Here is a 15507-nt window from a genome sequence, read left to right on the forward strand (position 1 = left end):
TCAATTAATTATTAATGACTTGTGGATTTTCGGGAAACCGAATTTTCATTTACCGATGGTATAAACTCCGAAGCGGGGCTGCCTAGTGCAGCCTTTTTGCTGTCTGGGAAAAAGGTTCATTCAATAATAAAAAAATAATTAAAAATATTTATTGATTTTTTTTTTTATCATGTCGATAAAATGCCCGCCTATCGAAATAACTAATCAATAGGGGCTACACCATGATCTCACGCCGACTACTCGCAACTGCGGTACTGACCGCGCTCGCCACTACTGCCTGTAATGACAATGGTTTAAACTCAAGCGACACCAATGCAATCAAGGTTGCCAGCCGTTACTATCTTGCGCCAGAAGTGGCAGGAAACAGCGCATCCATTAGCGGCGTTGATGTCTCTACAGGAAAGATAACGTATGCTGCAAGTGACATAAATACCAGTCAATTGGCATTATCCCGCCAATTTTCCTCCGCAGGCGTAAGCCCCGACGCATTAGGCGGTTGGCAGCACAACTACAGCAGTAGCCTCGATGCTGGCGGCATTCCCGTCACCGAATGGCAAGGCGCAAAAAGCACTGAATACCCCGATGCGGCGACAGCCTGCGAATCCGGTTGGCAGCAAATCAGCGACACTGCCTACAACGGTCAACTACAAACCGCTGATGCAGTGTTCAACGCTGGGTTATGTGAACTGCAACTCAACGGTACAACCGTCGCCCGCCTGCCCGTGCAAGGCAGCGACGGCAACAGCAGCTACCCCGTCCACATCCTCACCCGAAGCGATGGCAGCCGCATCACTTTCTACGAACAAAACGGTGAATGGGCAACCACCACCCGCGAACCTTACCAATTGGAATCGACCGCCAGCGGCTGGAACGTCACCACCCCTGACGGCAGTGTGGAAAGCTACAACCTTGCAGGCAAACTCGATAGCATCACCAACCCACAAGGGCAAACCACCACCCTCAGCTACAACAGCTCTGGGCAACTGGAAAAAGTCACCAGCCCCTTCGGTCAAACCCTCACCTTCGGTTACACCGACGGCAAATTGAGTGAAGCCAAAAGTGCCGCAGGCACGACCGCCTATGCATACGGTGCAGATGGCAAACTGTCACAAGTTACCCTCCCCGACGGTGGCACTCAGAGTTACAGCTACACCGCCGACAGTAAGCTCGACAGGATCACCGACGCAACGGGTGCAGTCATTGCCCGTTACACCTACGACAACGAAGGGCGCGTTACCCACACCGAAGCCGCCGCAGGCACACAAGTCCGTGCTTTTGCCTACAACAGCACAGAAACCAGCGTTACCGACGTAGCCAATAACACCACCGACACCTACGCCCACAGCATCATCCAAGGTTTGGCACGGGCAACCCGCAGCACCGACAGCGCGGGTGCAACCGACACCACCGAATACGATGCCAACGGCTACCCCGTGAAAAGTGTGGACAAAAACGGTCTTATCACGCTGACCACATGGAACGCCCGTGGCTTGCCTGAATCGACCACTACCGCAGCAGGCACAGCGCAAGCCCGCACCACCGTAACGGAATGGCATCCCCAATTCCGTAAGCCCAGCAAGCAGGGTACGGCAGGCATGGTCACGCTGTACGAATACGACACTGACGGCAAACTCACCAATACCACCACAGGCAGCCCAGCAGCTACCGCCAGCCGGATGTCCGCCCGAAGTGCCACCACCCAGCTACAAGCGATGCGCAGCATCAGCAGCCGCGCCCAACTCAAATCCGCAGGCTACGAAGTCCAAAAAATCACCATTGTCTACAACAGCGCAGGGCAACCCACGACCACTATTGCCCCGAACAGTGCTATTACCACTTACGATTATGACACCGCAGGCAACCAGACCAGCGTCACCAACGCCCTTAACCAAAGCAGCAAAACGTTGGAATACGATGCCGCCGGACGCGCCCTTAAAACCCAAGATGAAAACGGTTTGACTACCACCAACGTCTACGATGTTGCCGGACGTTTGACCAATAGCACAACCAACGGGCAAACCACTACCTACGCCTACGACGAGGCAGGTCGCCAAACCAAAACCACTAATGCCGACAGCAGCACCAATACCACCGCTTATGATGCAGCAGGCAACACCTCCAGCACCACCGACGCTCAAGGTACAAGCACCAGCTATACCTACGACAGCAACGGCAACCAATTGACCGAAACGCTCACCGATACCAGCGGCAACACCCGCCAAACTAGCCGCCGCGACTACAACGCCCTAAACCAACTGGAAAAATCCACCGACGCCGACGGCAACACCACCGTTTACGGCTACGACAAGGCAGGCAATCAGACTACTGTTACCGATGCCCAAGGGCGCGTGACTACCAACGAATATGACCCACAAAACCGTCTGGTCAAAACCACTGATCCCGCAGGAGGCGTGACCCAATACGCTTATGATGCAGAGGGCAACCGTACCACAGTCATTGCCGCCAACGGTGCAACCACCAGCTACGCCTACGACAACTTCAAGCGTATGACAGGTGAAATCAGCCCCGACCGTGGCAATACCACCAACACTTACGACATCAGCGGCAACCCCAAAACCAGCACCGATGCCAACGGCAACACAGCCACCCACGATTATGACCTGCTCAACCGCAAGGTCAAAACGACGTGGCAGGATGGCAGCACCGCCACTTGGGACTACGACAATTGCACCAACGGTATCGGCAGGCTCTGTACCCTCACTGACGGCAGCGGCAGCACCACTTACCAATATGACACCGAAGGCAGAACCACCCGCAAGGAACAAACCATCGGCAACGCGGTCTTAGCACATAGCTACGCCTACACCAGCGATGGCAAGCTGCAAAGCGAAATTCTCCCCAGTGGTGCAAATGTTGGCTATACTTACACCCAAGACAAACTGACTGGGATCAGTCTCAATGGGCAAGCGTACATGAGCAACATCCGCTACGCCGCCGCAGGGCAGGTGGCAAGCTGGCAATGGGCGGATGGCACAACCTACCAGAAAACCTACGATGCCAACAACAGGCTAAAAACCTTCCCGCTCGGTGGCACTGTCCGCACCCTCAGCTATGACGCAACAGGCAACATCACAGGTTGGGACGACAACGGCGATGCCGCCAAAGCCAAGCACTTCAGCTACGACTTGCTCGACCGACTGGACGGCTACACTGCCGCCAACGAAGCGCAAGCGTTCCAATATGACTCCAACGGCAACCGCACCGCCAAGATCGACAACGGCAATACCACCGCTTACGGACTCCAACCCAACAGCAACCGCCTGACCCAAATCGGCAGTACCACCCAGATCCAAGACGCGAACGGCAACCTGCTCAACGATGGCTTACACAGCTACACCTACAACGCCCAAAACCGTCTTGCTAGTGTGGATGGCACAACGGTTTACAGCTACAACGCCGACGACCAGCGGGTAAAGAAAACCACCCCAACGGGAACGACCCTGTACGCATGGGACAACGACCGGATTATCGGTGAATACAGCCAAACTAACCAAACTGGCACAGCAGCACAGTCAACCGAAACCGTCTACTTCGGCAACACGCCCGTAGCAGTCATCCAGAACGGTAATGTTTACCGTATTTATGCCGACCAGATTGATACCCCACGTATCATCACCGATGCCAGCGGCAAAACCGTCTGGGCATGGGACAGCAAGCCGTTTGGTGAAACCGCTCCCAACGAAGACCCCGACAAGGACGGCTTGAGCCTGCACTACAGCCAACGTTTCCCCGGTCAGACTTTTGATGCTGAAACCGGACTGCATTACAACTTTCACCGTGACTACAACCCAGCAACGGGACGGTATGTGCAGAGTGACCCGATTGGGTTAGGGGGAGGAGAAAACAGCTATAGCTACGCCGGACTCAATACTCTTATCGGTTCTGACCTGTTAGGACAATTTACCATTTATATTGGCGGCGGTGGAGAGTCATGGCTTACCCAGATTGTGCTGAATTTTGCAAAAGGAATGGATCGTAAGACTAGTGCTTATTTCCATCACTATACGCCAAATAGTACGATCAAGAATTATATTAACAAGGTGAAAGCTAAGTGCCCAAGAGAGCAAATTGTTATGGTAGGGCATAGCTGGGGAGGAGATACTGCAACGGAATTTGCCTTGCAGTACCCCGGTACAGTCAGTACGCTAATTACCGCTGACCCTGTGGGTTGGTGGCATCCGACTCGGCGTGTACCTGTGAATTATTGGCTGAATTTGGATGCACAGCCAACAGGTGCTTGGTCTTCAGGAGATCGTGTTGCGTGGGCGGGTAGTGAGTGGGGTGGTTCGATGAATGGTGTCGCTGATAGCTATTATCCAATGCGTGGATTACATCATGAAGATTTTCCGCAAATGATGGGGGCTTGGGGATGGCGCAGTCCAGCAACAAGTATTCTTGATCGTAGCCGTAGCTCAGGTTGCACAAATAGCAGTTTTGGTACTGGTGTTAGCTACCAATGAAAAAAATACAACACCTTTTTCTGTTGATAATAACGCTATCATTAACAGCTTGCATTTCTGGCACTCCTGTTAAATTGGAGCTGGAAAACGTTTCTGCGATAAATATTGTTGAAATAAATAAGTTGGTTGGAAATTTGCGTCAGAATACGCCGATCAGACTACCACCGGGCGTGAGCAATCAAAATAAGTTCATAGCTGTTGATTTTAGGACAAACGTTGATCTTGACGATGAAAGCCAATCTGGATTGGGATCGCACTCTTTCGAGTGGAGTCGAGGTTGCCATTATAATCGTGGTGGTGTTAGTGCGGACTGGATGCCTATCTCTTTACTATATGGTGCGCTGCAAAAAGATGCTTTCCACTATACAAATTTTATAGTTGTAGATTATGAAGATTCATCGTCAGAAGATAAGCGTTATGCTTATAATTTAATCAATAACCCTGAAGATTTGTGTGTGAGGCATAGAATTAGTGAAATGTTTTCAGGAACACGCGAATCGAATATTTTATTGATTCCAAAGCAAAAAATTGACGATTTGTTTTGATGTGAAAAAGGTTTCCTATGAGATGTCAAGTCTCGATAGATCGTAAACCAGCAAAAAACAAAAAGGCTTCCTCGGAAGCCTTTTTGCCGTCTAGCCACCTTGTATATGTTGGATGGACGGCATACTGGCACGGGCGGCGGTAATCACGTCACGCTGGGTGCGGCTACGCCGAGCGATAGTCCGTTCTTGCGCCAGCCGGATGTCTTGCGCAGTTTGTTGACGTTCTGGCAGCACCATCCAGCGCTGTCTTACCTGTTCTCTGGCATGTTCTTGGGGCCAACCAGCCAAGCACCACGGGTGGATGAGGCGCGGGATGAGAGTTTGTATGAGCTGGAAATCGCGTTCCAGCAAATGCCGAGCGGACACAATGATCAGCCGTGGTTGGTTGACCGTTTGTTGCGCAACTTGCTGATTGATATTACGGGCAATACGCATCGGGCGGAGTTCTGCATCGACAAGCTGTATTCGCCGGATTCTTTCAGTGGTCGCCAAGGCTTGCTGGAATTCCGTGGCTTTGAAATGCCACCTCATGCGCGGATGTCGTTGGTACAGATGTTGCTGATTCGTACCCTGATGGTGCGTTTCTGGAATACGCCGTATGCGCATCGGCTGGTGCGTTGGGGCACTGCGTTGCACGACCGTTTCATGTTGCCGCATTACGTGTGGGAAGACATGAAGGATGTGTGCGCGGACTTGCAGGCGGCGGGTTATCCGTTCCAGTTGGAATGGTTGGCTCCGTTCCACGAGTTCCGTTTTCCGGTGTATGGGCGCGTGCAATATTGCGGCATTGAGCTGGAATTGCGGGCGGCGTTAGAGCCGTGGAATGTGTTGGGTGAAGAGCTGAGCAGTCAGGGCACGGCACGTTTCGTGGATTCGTCGCTGGAACGGGTGCAGGTGAAAATCAATGGCTTGACCGATTCACGCTATGTGGTTTCCTGCAATGGGCGGCGCGTGCCGATGAAGGCTACTGGTGTGAAGGGTGAGTATGTGGCTGGGGTGCGGTTCCGCGCTTGGCAGCCGCCTTCCGCGTTGCATCCGACCATTGGGATTCATGCGCCGTTGGTGTTCGACATTATTGATACGTGGAATGGGCGTTCGGTGGGTGGGTGTACTTACCATGTGTCGCATCCGGGCGGGCGCAATTCCGAGATCTTCCCGGTGAATGCGTATGAGGCTGAAAGTCGGCGCTTCTCGCGCTTCCGTGAGGAACATACGCCGGGTGTGATTGAGCCTAAATTCTTGTCGGAAGCCACGCGGGCGTTCTATGAGCATGGGGCGAAACCGCAGCCGATGAGTCCACCGCCGGAAGAGGTGAATGCGGATTATCCGTATACGTTGGATTTGCGGCGGGGGTAATATACCATCGGCAATTGAGTTCTCGGTTTCGATATTTTTCACGATCAATTAATTATTAATGACTTGTGGATTTTCGGGAAACCGAATTTTCATTTACCGATGGTATAAACTCCGAAGCGGGGCTGCCTAGTGCAGCCTTTTTGCTGTCTGGGAAAAAGGTTCATTCAATAATAAAAAAATAATTAAAAATATTTATTGATTTTTTTTTTATCATGTCGATAAAATGCCCGCCTATCGAAATAACTAATCAATAGGGGCTACACCATGATCTCACGCCGACTACTCGCAACTGCGGTACTGACCGCGCTCGCCACTACTGCCTGTAATGACAATGGTTTAAACTCAAGCGACACCAATGCAATCAAGGTTGCCAGCCGTTACTATCTTGCGCCAGAAGTGGCAGGAAACAGCGCATCCATTAGCGGCGTTGATGTCTCTACAGGAAAGATAACGTATGCTGCAAGTGACATAAATACCAGTCAATTGGCATTATCCCGCCAATTTTCCTCCGCAGGCGTAAGCCCTGACGCATTAGGCGGTTGGCTGCACAATTACAGCAGCAGCCTCGATGCTGGCGGCATTCCCACCACCGAATGGCAAGGCACAAAAAGTACCGAATACCCCGATGCTGAAACCGCTTGCGAATCCGGTTGGCAGCAAATTAGCAGCACTGCCTACAACGGGCAATTGCAAACTGCCCAATCGGTAGGGCAATCGCATTAAAACGCTCTTGACAAAACCACCTTAAGGTTGTTCCCTGTCAGGCTTTTGGTAGCCCCATGAAACTCCGCCCAACGGCTTCGATAGTCGAGCATTTTGCCTCAATTCCTGACCCACGCATGGATCGTCGCAAACGGCACAAACTGAGCGATATTTTCTTCATCACCCTGTGTGCGGTGATTTGCGGCGCGGATGACTGGGCATCTATCGAACAGTTTGGCAGGGCCAAAGAAAAGTGGTTCACCCGCGTACTGGATTTGAAGCATGGCATCCCGTCACACGACACGTTTGGGCGGGTTTTTGCACTGATCGACACCCAGAAGTTCAGTGAATGTTTTAGCCGTTGGGTGGCTGACTTGTGTGACCTTAGTGAGGGTGAGATCATTGCCATTGATGGCAAATGCCTGCGCCGCAGCCTTGATAGCGCATCCGATAAAGCCGCCATTTACATGGTCAGTGCTTGGGCAACCAAGAACCAGTTAGTGCTGGGTCAACAACGGGTGGATGACAAGTCCAATGAAATTACCGCAATCCCCAAGTTATTGATGCAGCTTAATATCACGGGTGCAGTGGTGACGCTGGACGCGATGGGATGCCAAACGGCGATTGCCCAACAGATCGTGGATAAGGACGCAGATTACCTGCTCAGCCTCAAGGGCAACCAAGGCACATTGCATCAGGATGTGAAACTGTTCTTTGAATCCGCCAACACTTGTCCACCGATTGGGCACACCAGTTATGACGGCGGGCATGGGCGTATTGAAACCCGTATCGTGCGGGCTACCTCAGACATCAAGTGGTTAAAGAAAGACCATCCCCATTGGGCTAAGCTCACCAGCATCATTGCTGTCACCGCCATCCGCGAATGCAAGGACAAAACCACAGAGGAAACCCGTTACTTCATCAGCAGCATGGATGCCTCCAACCCCGAACGTTTGGGGCAAATCGTGCGGGCGCATTGGGGCATCGAGAACAACCTGCACTGGGTGTTGGACTATGCTTTCCGCGAAGATGACCAACGGATGCGTTCCGGCAACGGCGATGCCAACATGGCGGTTGTCCGGCATATTGCCCTCAACTTGGTCAAAACCGAGAAAACCGTCAAGCTCGGTGTGAAAAACAAGCGCCTCAACGCAGGCTGGGATGAGGACTATCTGCTAAAAATCGTCACAGGCAGACCGGGGGCTACTAAGCCTAAAACCTAGGGTCTTGTAAAACAAGATATTTTTAATGCGATTGCCCTGGCCCAATCGGTGTTCAACGCGGGCTTATGCGAACTCAAACTTAACGGCACAACCGTAGCCCGTCTGCCTGTACAAGGCAGCGACGGCAACAGCAGTTACCCCATCCACATCCTCACCCGAAGCGATGGCAGCCGCATCACCTTCTACGAACAAAACGGTGAATGGGCAACCACCACCCGCGAACCCTACCAACTGGCATCCACCGCCAACGGCTGGAACGTCACCACGCCTGATGGCAGCGTAGAAAGCTACAACCTCGCAGGCAAGCCCGACAGCATCACCAACCCACAAGGGCAAACCACTACCCTCAGCTACAACAGCGCAGGGCAACTGCAAACCGTCACCAGCCCCTTCGGACAAACCCTGACTTTCAGCTACACCGATGGTAAATTGAGTGAAGCTAAAAGTGCCGCAGGCACGACCACTTACGCCTACGGCGCAGACGGCAAACTGTCACAAGTCATGCTCCCCGACGGCGCTACCCACAGCTACACCTACATCGACGGCAAGCTCGACAGCATCACCGACGCAACAGGCGCAGTGGTTGCCCGTTACACCTACGACACCGAAGGGCGCGTTACCCACACCGAAGCAGCGGCTGGCACACAAGCCCGTGCCTTCGCCTACAACGGCGCAGAAACCAGCGTCACTGATGTTGTCAATAACACCACCGACACCTACGCCCACAGCATTATCCAAAGTTTGGCACGGGCAACCCGCAGCACCGACAGCACAGGTGCAACCGACACCACCGAATACGACGCGAACGGCTACCTCATCAAAACGGTGGACAAAAACGGCTTAATCACCCTGACCACATGGAACGCCCGTGGTCTTCCCGAATCCACCACCACCGCCGCAGGCACAGCCCAAGCCCGCACCACGGTAACGGAATGGCATCCCCAATTCCGCAAACCCAGCAAACAAGTCGAAGCGGGCAACGTCACGCTGTACGAATACGACAATGACGGCAAACTGACCAACACCACAGCAGGTAGCCCCGTTGCCACCGCCAGCCGGATGTCCGCGAGAAGTGCCACTACCCAGCTACAAGCGATGCGTAGCATTAGCAGCCGCGCCCAACTCAAAGCCGCAGGCTACGAAGTCCAAGAAAGCACCATTGCCTACAACAGTGCAGGGCAACCCACGGAAACTATCGCCCCGAACGGTGCTGTCACCAGTTACGACTACGACAATCAGGGCAACCAAACCAGCATCACCAACGTCCTCAACCACACCAGCAAAACACTGGAATATGACGCTGCTGGTCGCGCCCTCAAAACCCAAGACGAAAACGGGCTGACCACCACCAACGTCTACGACATCGCCGGACGCTTGACCAGCAGCACTACCGACGGGCAAACCACCGTCTACGCCTACGATGCCGCAGGTCGCCAAACCCAAACCACCTACCCCGACGGCAGCACCAGTACCACCGCTTACAACAACGCAGGTAACACAGCCAGTACCACCGACGCGCAAGGTACTGCCACTACCTACACTTACGATAGCAACGGCAACCAATTGACCGAAACGCTCACCGATGCCCAAGGCAACACCCGCCAAACTAGCCGCCGCGACTACAATGCCCTGAACCAACTGGAAAAATCCACTGACGCAGATGGCAACACCACTGTTTACGGCTACGACAAGGTAGGCAACCAGACCAGCGTCACCGATGCGGCAGGCCGCGTGACTATCCACGAATATGACGCGCAAAATCGCCTCAGCAAAACCACCGACCCCGCAGGCGGTATTACCCAATACGCCTACGATGCCGAAGGCAACCGCACCACCGTTATTGCCGCCAACGGTGCAACCACCGCTTATACCTACGACAACTTCAAGCGCATGACAGGCGAAATCAGCCCTGACCGAGGTAACACCACCTACGCCCACGACATCAGCGGCAACCTCAAAACCAGCACCGATGCCAACGGCAACACCGCTACACATGACTACGACCTACTCAACCGTAAGGTCAAAACGACGTGGCAAGACGGCAGCATCGCCACTTGGGACTATGACAATTGCACCAATGGTATTGGCAGGCTTTGCACCCTCACCGATGGCAGCGGCAGCACTACCTACGCCTATGACACCGAAGGGCGTACTACCCAGAAAACCCAGACCATCGGCAACGCTACCCTGACCCACCGCTACGCCTACACTGCTGATGGCAAGCTGCAAAGCGAAATTCTCCCCAGTGGTGCAAATGTTGGCTACACTTACACCCAAGACAAACTGACTGGGATCAGCCTCAATGGGCAAGCGTATATGAGCAACATCCGCTACACCGCAGCAGGGCAGGTGTCAGGCTGGCAATGGGCAGACGGCACGACCTACCAGAAAACCTACGATGCCAACAACAAGCTCAAAACTTTCCCGCTCGGCAACTTCACCCGCACCCTCAGTTATGACACTGTAGGCAACATCACAGGTTGGGACGACAACGGCGATGCCGCCAATGCCAAGCATTTCAGCTACGACCTGCTCGACCGACTGGACGGCTACACCGCAGCCAATGAAGCGCAAGCCTTCCAATATGACCCCAACGGCAACCGTACCACGAAAACCGACAACGGCAACACGTTTGCCTACAATATCCAGCCCAACAGCAACCGCCTAACCCAAATCGGCAACACAGCGCAAGCACAAGATGCCAATGGCAACTTGCTCAACGATGGCACACACGTTTATACCTACAACGCGCAGAACCGCCTTGCCAGTGTGGACGGTACAACCGCCTACAGCTACAACGCTGATAACCAACGGGTAAAGAAAACCACCCCAGCGAGAACGACACTGTACGCATGGGATAATGACCGCATTATCGGTGAATATGCCAACGGCGCAGCACAGCAAGCAACTGAAACAGTTTACTTCGGCAACACGCCCGTCGCAGTTATCCAGAACGGCAACATTTACCGTATCTATGCCGACCAGATTGATACCCCGCGAATCATCACCGATGCCAGCGGCAAAACCGTCTGGGCATGGGAGAGCAAGCCATTTGGTGAAACCTTGCCCGACGCAGACCCCGACAAGGATGGCTTGGCACTCCATTACAGCCAGCGTTTCCCCGGTCAAACCTTCGATGCCGAAACCGGGCTGCATTACAACTTCCACCGTGACTACAACCCGGCAACGGGACGGTATGTGCAGAGTGACCCGATTGGGTTGGATGGGGGAATGAATAGCTTTGGGTATGTGGGAGGGAATCCACTTGCCAGAACTGATTTGCGCGGACAATGGTGGCAGACAACTCCTCCAGTGCAATATTTAACTGTGAGCTATGACGCAAGAACAAGAATTGTCAATATAAATGGACGATTCCGTTTCTATGGAAATAGGAGTACTTCACAATTGCAAACTTTATTCCTCAATGGAATGAGAAATACTTGGAATCGAAGAGTGGGAATATTTGATGTAAGGCTCAATGTTAGCTCTGATAATGCGTCTGATAGATCAATAGAAATAACAGATAATACGCGACTTTCCGCTACTGATAGCACAACTGCTTGGGTTGATGGTGTTGGGGGAAGAAATATGCATTTACATAATACCCGTTCTAGTGGTTGGACTGCTGCGCATGAGTTCGGGCATTTTCTCCGCTTGGGCGATCAATATGTTGAGGGGCCTAGAGTTAATGGTCAGAGAACAAATCGTGTGCGCCCAGGAAGAGAAGGATCATTAATGGCATCAGATAATGGGAGATTAACTGAAGTTGAAGTTGCATGTACTGTTGACAGAAGCACAAATAGTAACTTTAAACCGGAGATATGTGGCACATGGAACGGACGATAAGCATGGCACTTTTGACAGTTTTTTTAGCAGCAGGATGTGTTGCTGCTAAAAATGATAATACTTATCAAAGCATGGCTGGTGGTCGGGAATCGACTTCTCCTCATCCGACCATTACTTTTACAGACGAGGAATATAATCGTGATGTAACAAAATGGGTGGAGCTTGGGCATGGTTTCAGAATAGAAGCACGCACAAGACCTAAGACTTTGCCTGATTCCCAGCTTCAAGGAACGTTAGAGCCTGCTGGTAGTCTAGGCTCTCCGGCAAAAGAACCTTTGCTGTATTACCATTACAAAGACAGGGAGCTTGATGCCTCCCCGTTATCAATCTCACCTTCAGGCAAATATGCATTGCTAACGAAGGATTATCCAACAAAGCTTATCCTGTTCAATACAGTGACAGGGCAAATGAAGGTTGTAGGGACTATGGATGTTGGATATGGTAAAACCGCATGGAACGAGGTCGGGGAGGTAGCTACGATTAATTCCCGTTACGGACAGCCCCCTATGGTTGTCTATTTGAACTGAATTGCCATATCTGTCAAAAGAGAATAATAGGGGACGCACCCCGATTATTCCCGTAAGTATCGAGTTCCGATAGATCATAACCCACCAGAAAACAAAAAGGCTTCCTGGGAAGCCTTTTTGTTTTGTTTCATTCCCCCATCAATATGTGAGAATAATCGGAAACGTATCCCGATTATTGATGGATAGTTTGGCGTGGACGGCTGAAGACGATGGTGAAGGAATGGCGCGAAGTGCCGCGTACTACCTTGTGCGTGCAGGCGCGGGAGGGGCGGTTGTATGTGTTCCTGCCACCATTGCATTTCCTAGAGCATTATCTGGATTTGGTGGCGACACTAGAAACCACTGCTGCCGAATTGAAAATGCCGATTTTGCTGGAAGGCTATGAGCCGCCGTCTGATCCGCGCTTGAAATCGTTCAAGGTCACGCCTGATCCGGGTGTTATTGAGGTGAATATTCATCCGGCAACGACGTGGCAGGAACTGGTTCAGAATACTGAGCTGCTGTACGAAGAGGCGCGTTTGTCGCGGCTGGGTGCGGAAAAATTCATGCTGGATGGACGGCATACCGGCACGGGTGGCGGTAATCACGTCACGCTGGGTGCGGCTACGCCGAGCGATAGTCCGTTCTTGCGTCAGCCGGATGTGTTGCGCAGTTTGTTGACGTTTTGGCAGCATCATCCGGCACTGTCTTATCTGTTCTCTGGCATGTTCTTGGGGCCGACCAGCCAAGCGCCACGGGTGGATGAGGCGCGGGATGAGAGTTTGTATGAGCTGGAAATTGCGTTCCAGCAAATGCCGAGCGGACACAATGACCAGCCTTGGTTGGTTGACCGTTTGTTGCGTAACTTGCTGATTGATATTACCGGGAATACGCATCGGGCGGAGTTCTGCATCGACAAGCTGTATTCGCCGGATTCTTTCAGTGGTCGCCAAGGCTTGCTGGAATTCCGTGGCTTTGAAATGCCGCCTCATGCGCGGATGTCGTTGGTACAGATGTTGCTGATTCGTACCCTGATGGTGCGTTTCTGGAATACGCCGTATGCGCATCGCTTGGTACGTTGGGGTACAGCCTTGCACGACCGTTTCATGTTGCCGCATTACGTGTGGGAAGACATGAAGGACGTGTGTGCGGACTTGCAGGCGGCGGGGTATCCGTTCCAGTTGGAGTGGCTCGCACCGTTCCACGAGTTCCGTTTCCCGGTGTATGGGCGCGTGCAATATTGCGGCATTGAGCTGGAATTGCGGGCGGCGTTAGAGCCGTGGAATGTGTTGGGCGAGGAATTGAGTAGCCAAGGCACGGCGCGGTTTGTGGATTCGTCGCTGGAACGGGTGCAGGTGAAAATCAATGGCTTGACCGATTCGCGCTACGTGGTGGCGTGTAATGGGCGGCGTGTGCCGATGAAGGCTACGGGCGTGAAGGGTGAATATGTGGCGGGGGTGCGCTTCCGCGCTTGGCAGCCGCCTTCCGCGTTGCATCCGACGATTGGGATTCATGCGCCGTTGGTGTTTGACATTATTGATACCTGGAATGGGCGTTCGGTGGGTGGTTGCACTTACCATGTGTCGCATCCGGGCGGGCGCAATTCCGAGATCTTCCCGGTGAATGCGTATGAGGCGGAAAGTCGGCGCTTCTCGCGTTTCCGTGAGGAGCATACACCGGGTGTGATTGAGCCGAAGTTCTTGTCGGAAGCCACGCGGGCGTTCTATGAGCATGGCGCGAAACCGCAGCCGATGAGTCCGCCGCCGGAAGAGGTGAATGCGGATTATCCGTATACGTTGGATTTGCGGCGGGAGTAAGAAGAATCCCCCCATCCCCGACCCTTCCCCCGCAAGGGGTGAAGGGAGTAGGATTGAGTAACTGTCGGGCGCTCGTATTGCTTTTTGCTGCGTGCATCCTACAATGAAGTTACATCTAATTTTTAGGGTATTCACATGACTACTGTAAATCCCAGTCCGTTGGCTGAATTGTCAGCCGCAGAGAAAGCGGCGGCTTTTTCGGTGTTTCGTGATCGAGGGGTAAATCCTGCCCAGCTTTTCGCTGACTTACTGCGCTTTGTGGCTATTACCAAGAAAGTCCCGTTTGCCATTGGCAAGGGCGAATCGGTCACGGATGCGCTTACCATTTTGGATGAGCTTGAAGAGTGGGCAGAGCGTGAAAAAATCATTCAAAAAATCGAAGCCGAAACAGGGCGCAAGGTAAACAGGAGCGCATCGGTTGAGCAGTGGCTGGATGATGCTGTGCAACACGCGGTACACCCTGACCTTGAGGCGATGACCGATGACGAATTGCTTGCGATGGCAAATATTGAAGTCAAACAACACCGTGCTGAAAAACGGGCGTTGGAAGCTATACAAGCCAATCGTCATTAACCAAAGCCACACATGACCCGCACAACAAAGAAACTCATTTTTGATACCAGTTCCCTGATTGGGGCGGTCATCAATGCCAAATCCTTGCCTGCTTTGGTCTTTGCCCAAGCCAAACAAGCGCATACATTGTTCATTTCGTTGGAAACTATCGCCGAGCTTCAAGCAGTTGTTGCCAGAAAGAAATTTGACCGCTATTTCATCGGGAAAGAGGCGAGCCGGAGAGAAGATTTCTTTGCTGAATACCGTGCAATCGCTCAGCTTGTTGAACCCACGCATACCGCGACGGAGTGCCGGGATGAAAACGACAATATGTTTTTATCGCTCGCCTTATCGGTTGAAGCGGATATGATCGTGTCCAGCGATAACGATTTGCTGGTGCTGAATCCCTATAAAAATATTCGGGTACTGACTGTCAGGCAGTATGCGGAGGAAAATGGCTTGCTCTCTGGTTCATGATA

The 15507-nt window shown here is 52.5% G+C and carries 9 protein-coding genes and 1 pseudogene; all 10 read left to right on the forward strand.

The genetic code is table 11. From position 1 onward, the window contains the following. Positions 1–221 precede the first annotated feature (221 nt). Positions 222–4481 (forward strand): alpha/beta fold hydrolase, encoded by a 4260-nt coding sequence (locus tag HMY34_RS02805; protein ID WP_202717801.1) that lies wholly within the window; start codon positions 222–224, stop codon positions 4479–4481. Then, entirely contained in the window at positions 4478–5026 is a 549-nt protein-coding gene (locus HMY34_RS02810) for a hypothetical protein (RefSeq protein ID WP_202717802.1), read from the forward strand. The genes HMY34_RS02805 and HMY34_RS02810 overlap by 4 nt, the downstream gene beginning before the upstream one ends. 84 nt (positions 5027–5110) lie before the next feature. After that, positions 5111–6382: pseudogene (locus HMY34_RS02815) on the forward strand (transglutaminase family protein); the annotation flags it as partial. 264 nt (positions 6383–6646) lie between these two features. After that, complete coding sequence (locus HMY34_RS02820; protein ID WP_202717803.1) at positions 6647–7105, forward strand: hypothetical protein; 459 nt, start codon at positions 6647–6649, stop codon at positions 7103–7105. A gap of 56 nt (positions 7106–7161) precedes the next feature. Next, positions 7162–8307, forward strand: a complete 1146-nt coding sequence (locus tag HMY34_RS02825) for an ISAs1 family transposase (protein WP_202717804.1) — start codon at positions 7162–7164, stop codon at positions 8305–8307. 48 nt (positions 8308–8355) lie between these two features. After that, a complete protein-coding gene (locus tag HMY34_RS02830) occupies positions 8356–12153 on the forward strand; it encodes an RHS repeat-associated core domain-containing protein (protein WP_202717805.1) in 3798 nt (1265 codons plus the stop codon). After that, a complete protein-coding gene (locus HMY34_RS02835; RefSeq protein WP_202717806.1) occupies positions 12138–12680 on the forward strand; it encodes a hypothetical protein in 543 nt (180 codons plus the stop codon). Before HMY34_RS02830 ends, HMY34_RS02835 begins: the two co-directional genes overlap by 16 nt. A 212-nt stretch (positions 12681–12892) precedes the next feature. Next, the gene (locus tag HMY34_RS02840) at positions 12893–14476 is read left to right on the forward strand and encodes a transglutaminase family protein (protein ID WP_407701853.1); all 1584 of its coding nucleotides are present in this window, start codon (positions 12893–12895) and stop codon (positions 14474–14476) included. 135 nt (positions 14477–14611) lie between these two features. Then, positions 14612–15049: a hypothetical protein gene (locus HMY34_RS02845; RefSeq protein WP_202717807.1), complete on the forward strand. Its 438-nt coding sequence runs from the start codon at positions 14612–14614 to the stop codon at positions 15047–15049. Between the two features lie 12 nt (positions 15050–15061). Beyond that, positions 15062–15505, forward strand: coding sequence for a putative toxin-antitoxin system toxin component, PIN family (locus tag HMY34_RS02850; RefSeq protein ID WP_202717808.1), 444 nt, complete (start codon positions 15062–15064; stop codon positions 15503–15505). The last annotated feature ends 2 nt before the right edge of the window (positions 15506–15507 follow it).

It is taken from the genome of Thiothrix subterranea (genome assembly GCF_016772315.1).
Taxonomy (GTDB): domain Bacteria; phylum Pseudomonadota; class Gammaproteobacteria; order Thiotrichales; family Thiotrichaceae; genus Thiothrix; species Thiothrix subterranea.

Coding starts and splice junctions, on each gene's coding strand:
- HMY34_RS02805 (WP_202717801.1), top strand. CDS start 222: ATGATCTCACGCCGACTACTCGCAACTGCGGTACTGACCGCGCTCGCC.
- HMY34_RS02825 (WP_202717804.1), top strand. CDS start 7,162: ATGAAACTCCGCCCAACGGCTTCGATAGTCGAGCATTTTGCCTCAATT.
- HMY34_RS02820 (WP_202717803.1), top strand. CDS start 6,647: ATGATCTCACGCCGACTACTCGCAACTGCGGTACTGACCGCGCTCGCC.
- HMY34_RS02845 (WP_202717807.1), top strand. CDS start 14,612: ATGACTACTGTAAATCCCAGTCCGTTGGCTGAATTGTCAGCCGCAGAG.
- HMY34_RS02835 (WP_202717806.1), top strand. CDS start 12,138: ATGGAACGGACGATAAGCATGGCACTTTTGACAGTTTTTTTAGCAGCA.
- HMY34_RS02850 (WP_202717808.1), top strand. CDS start 15,062: ATGACCCGCACAACAAAGAAACTCATTTTTGATACCAGTTCCCTGATT.
- HMY34_RS02810 (WP_202717802.1), top strand. CDS start 4,478: ATGAAAAAAATACAACACCTTTTTCTGTTGATAATAACGCTATCATTA.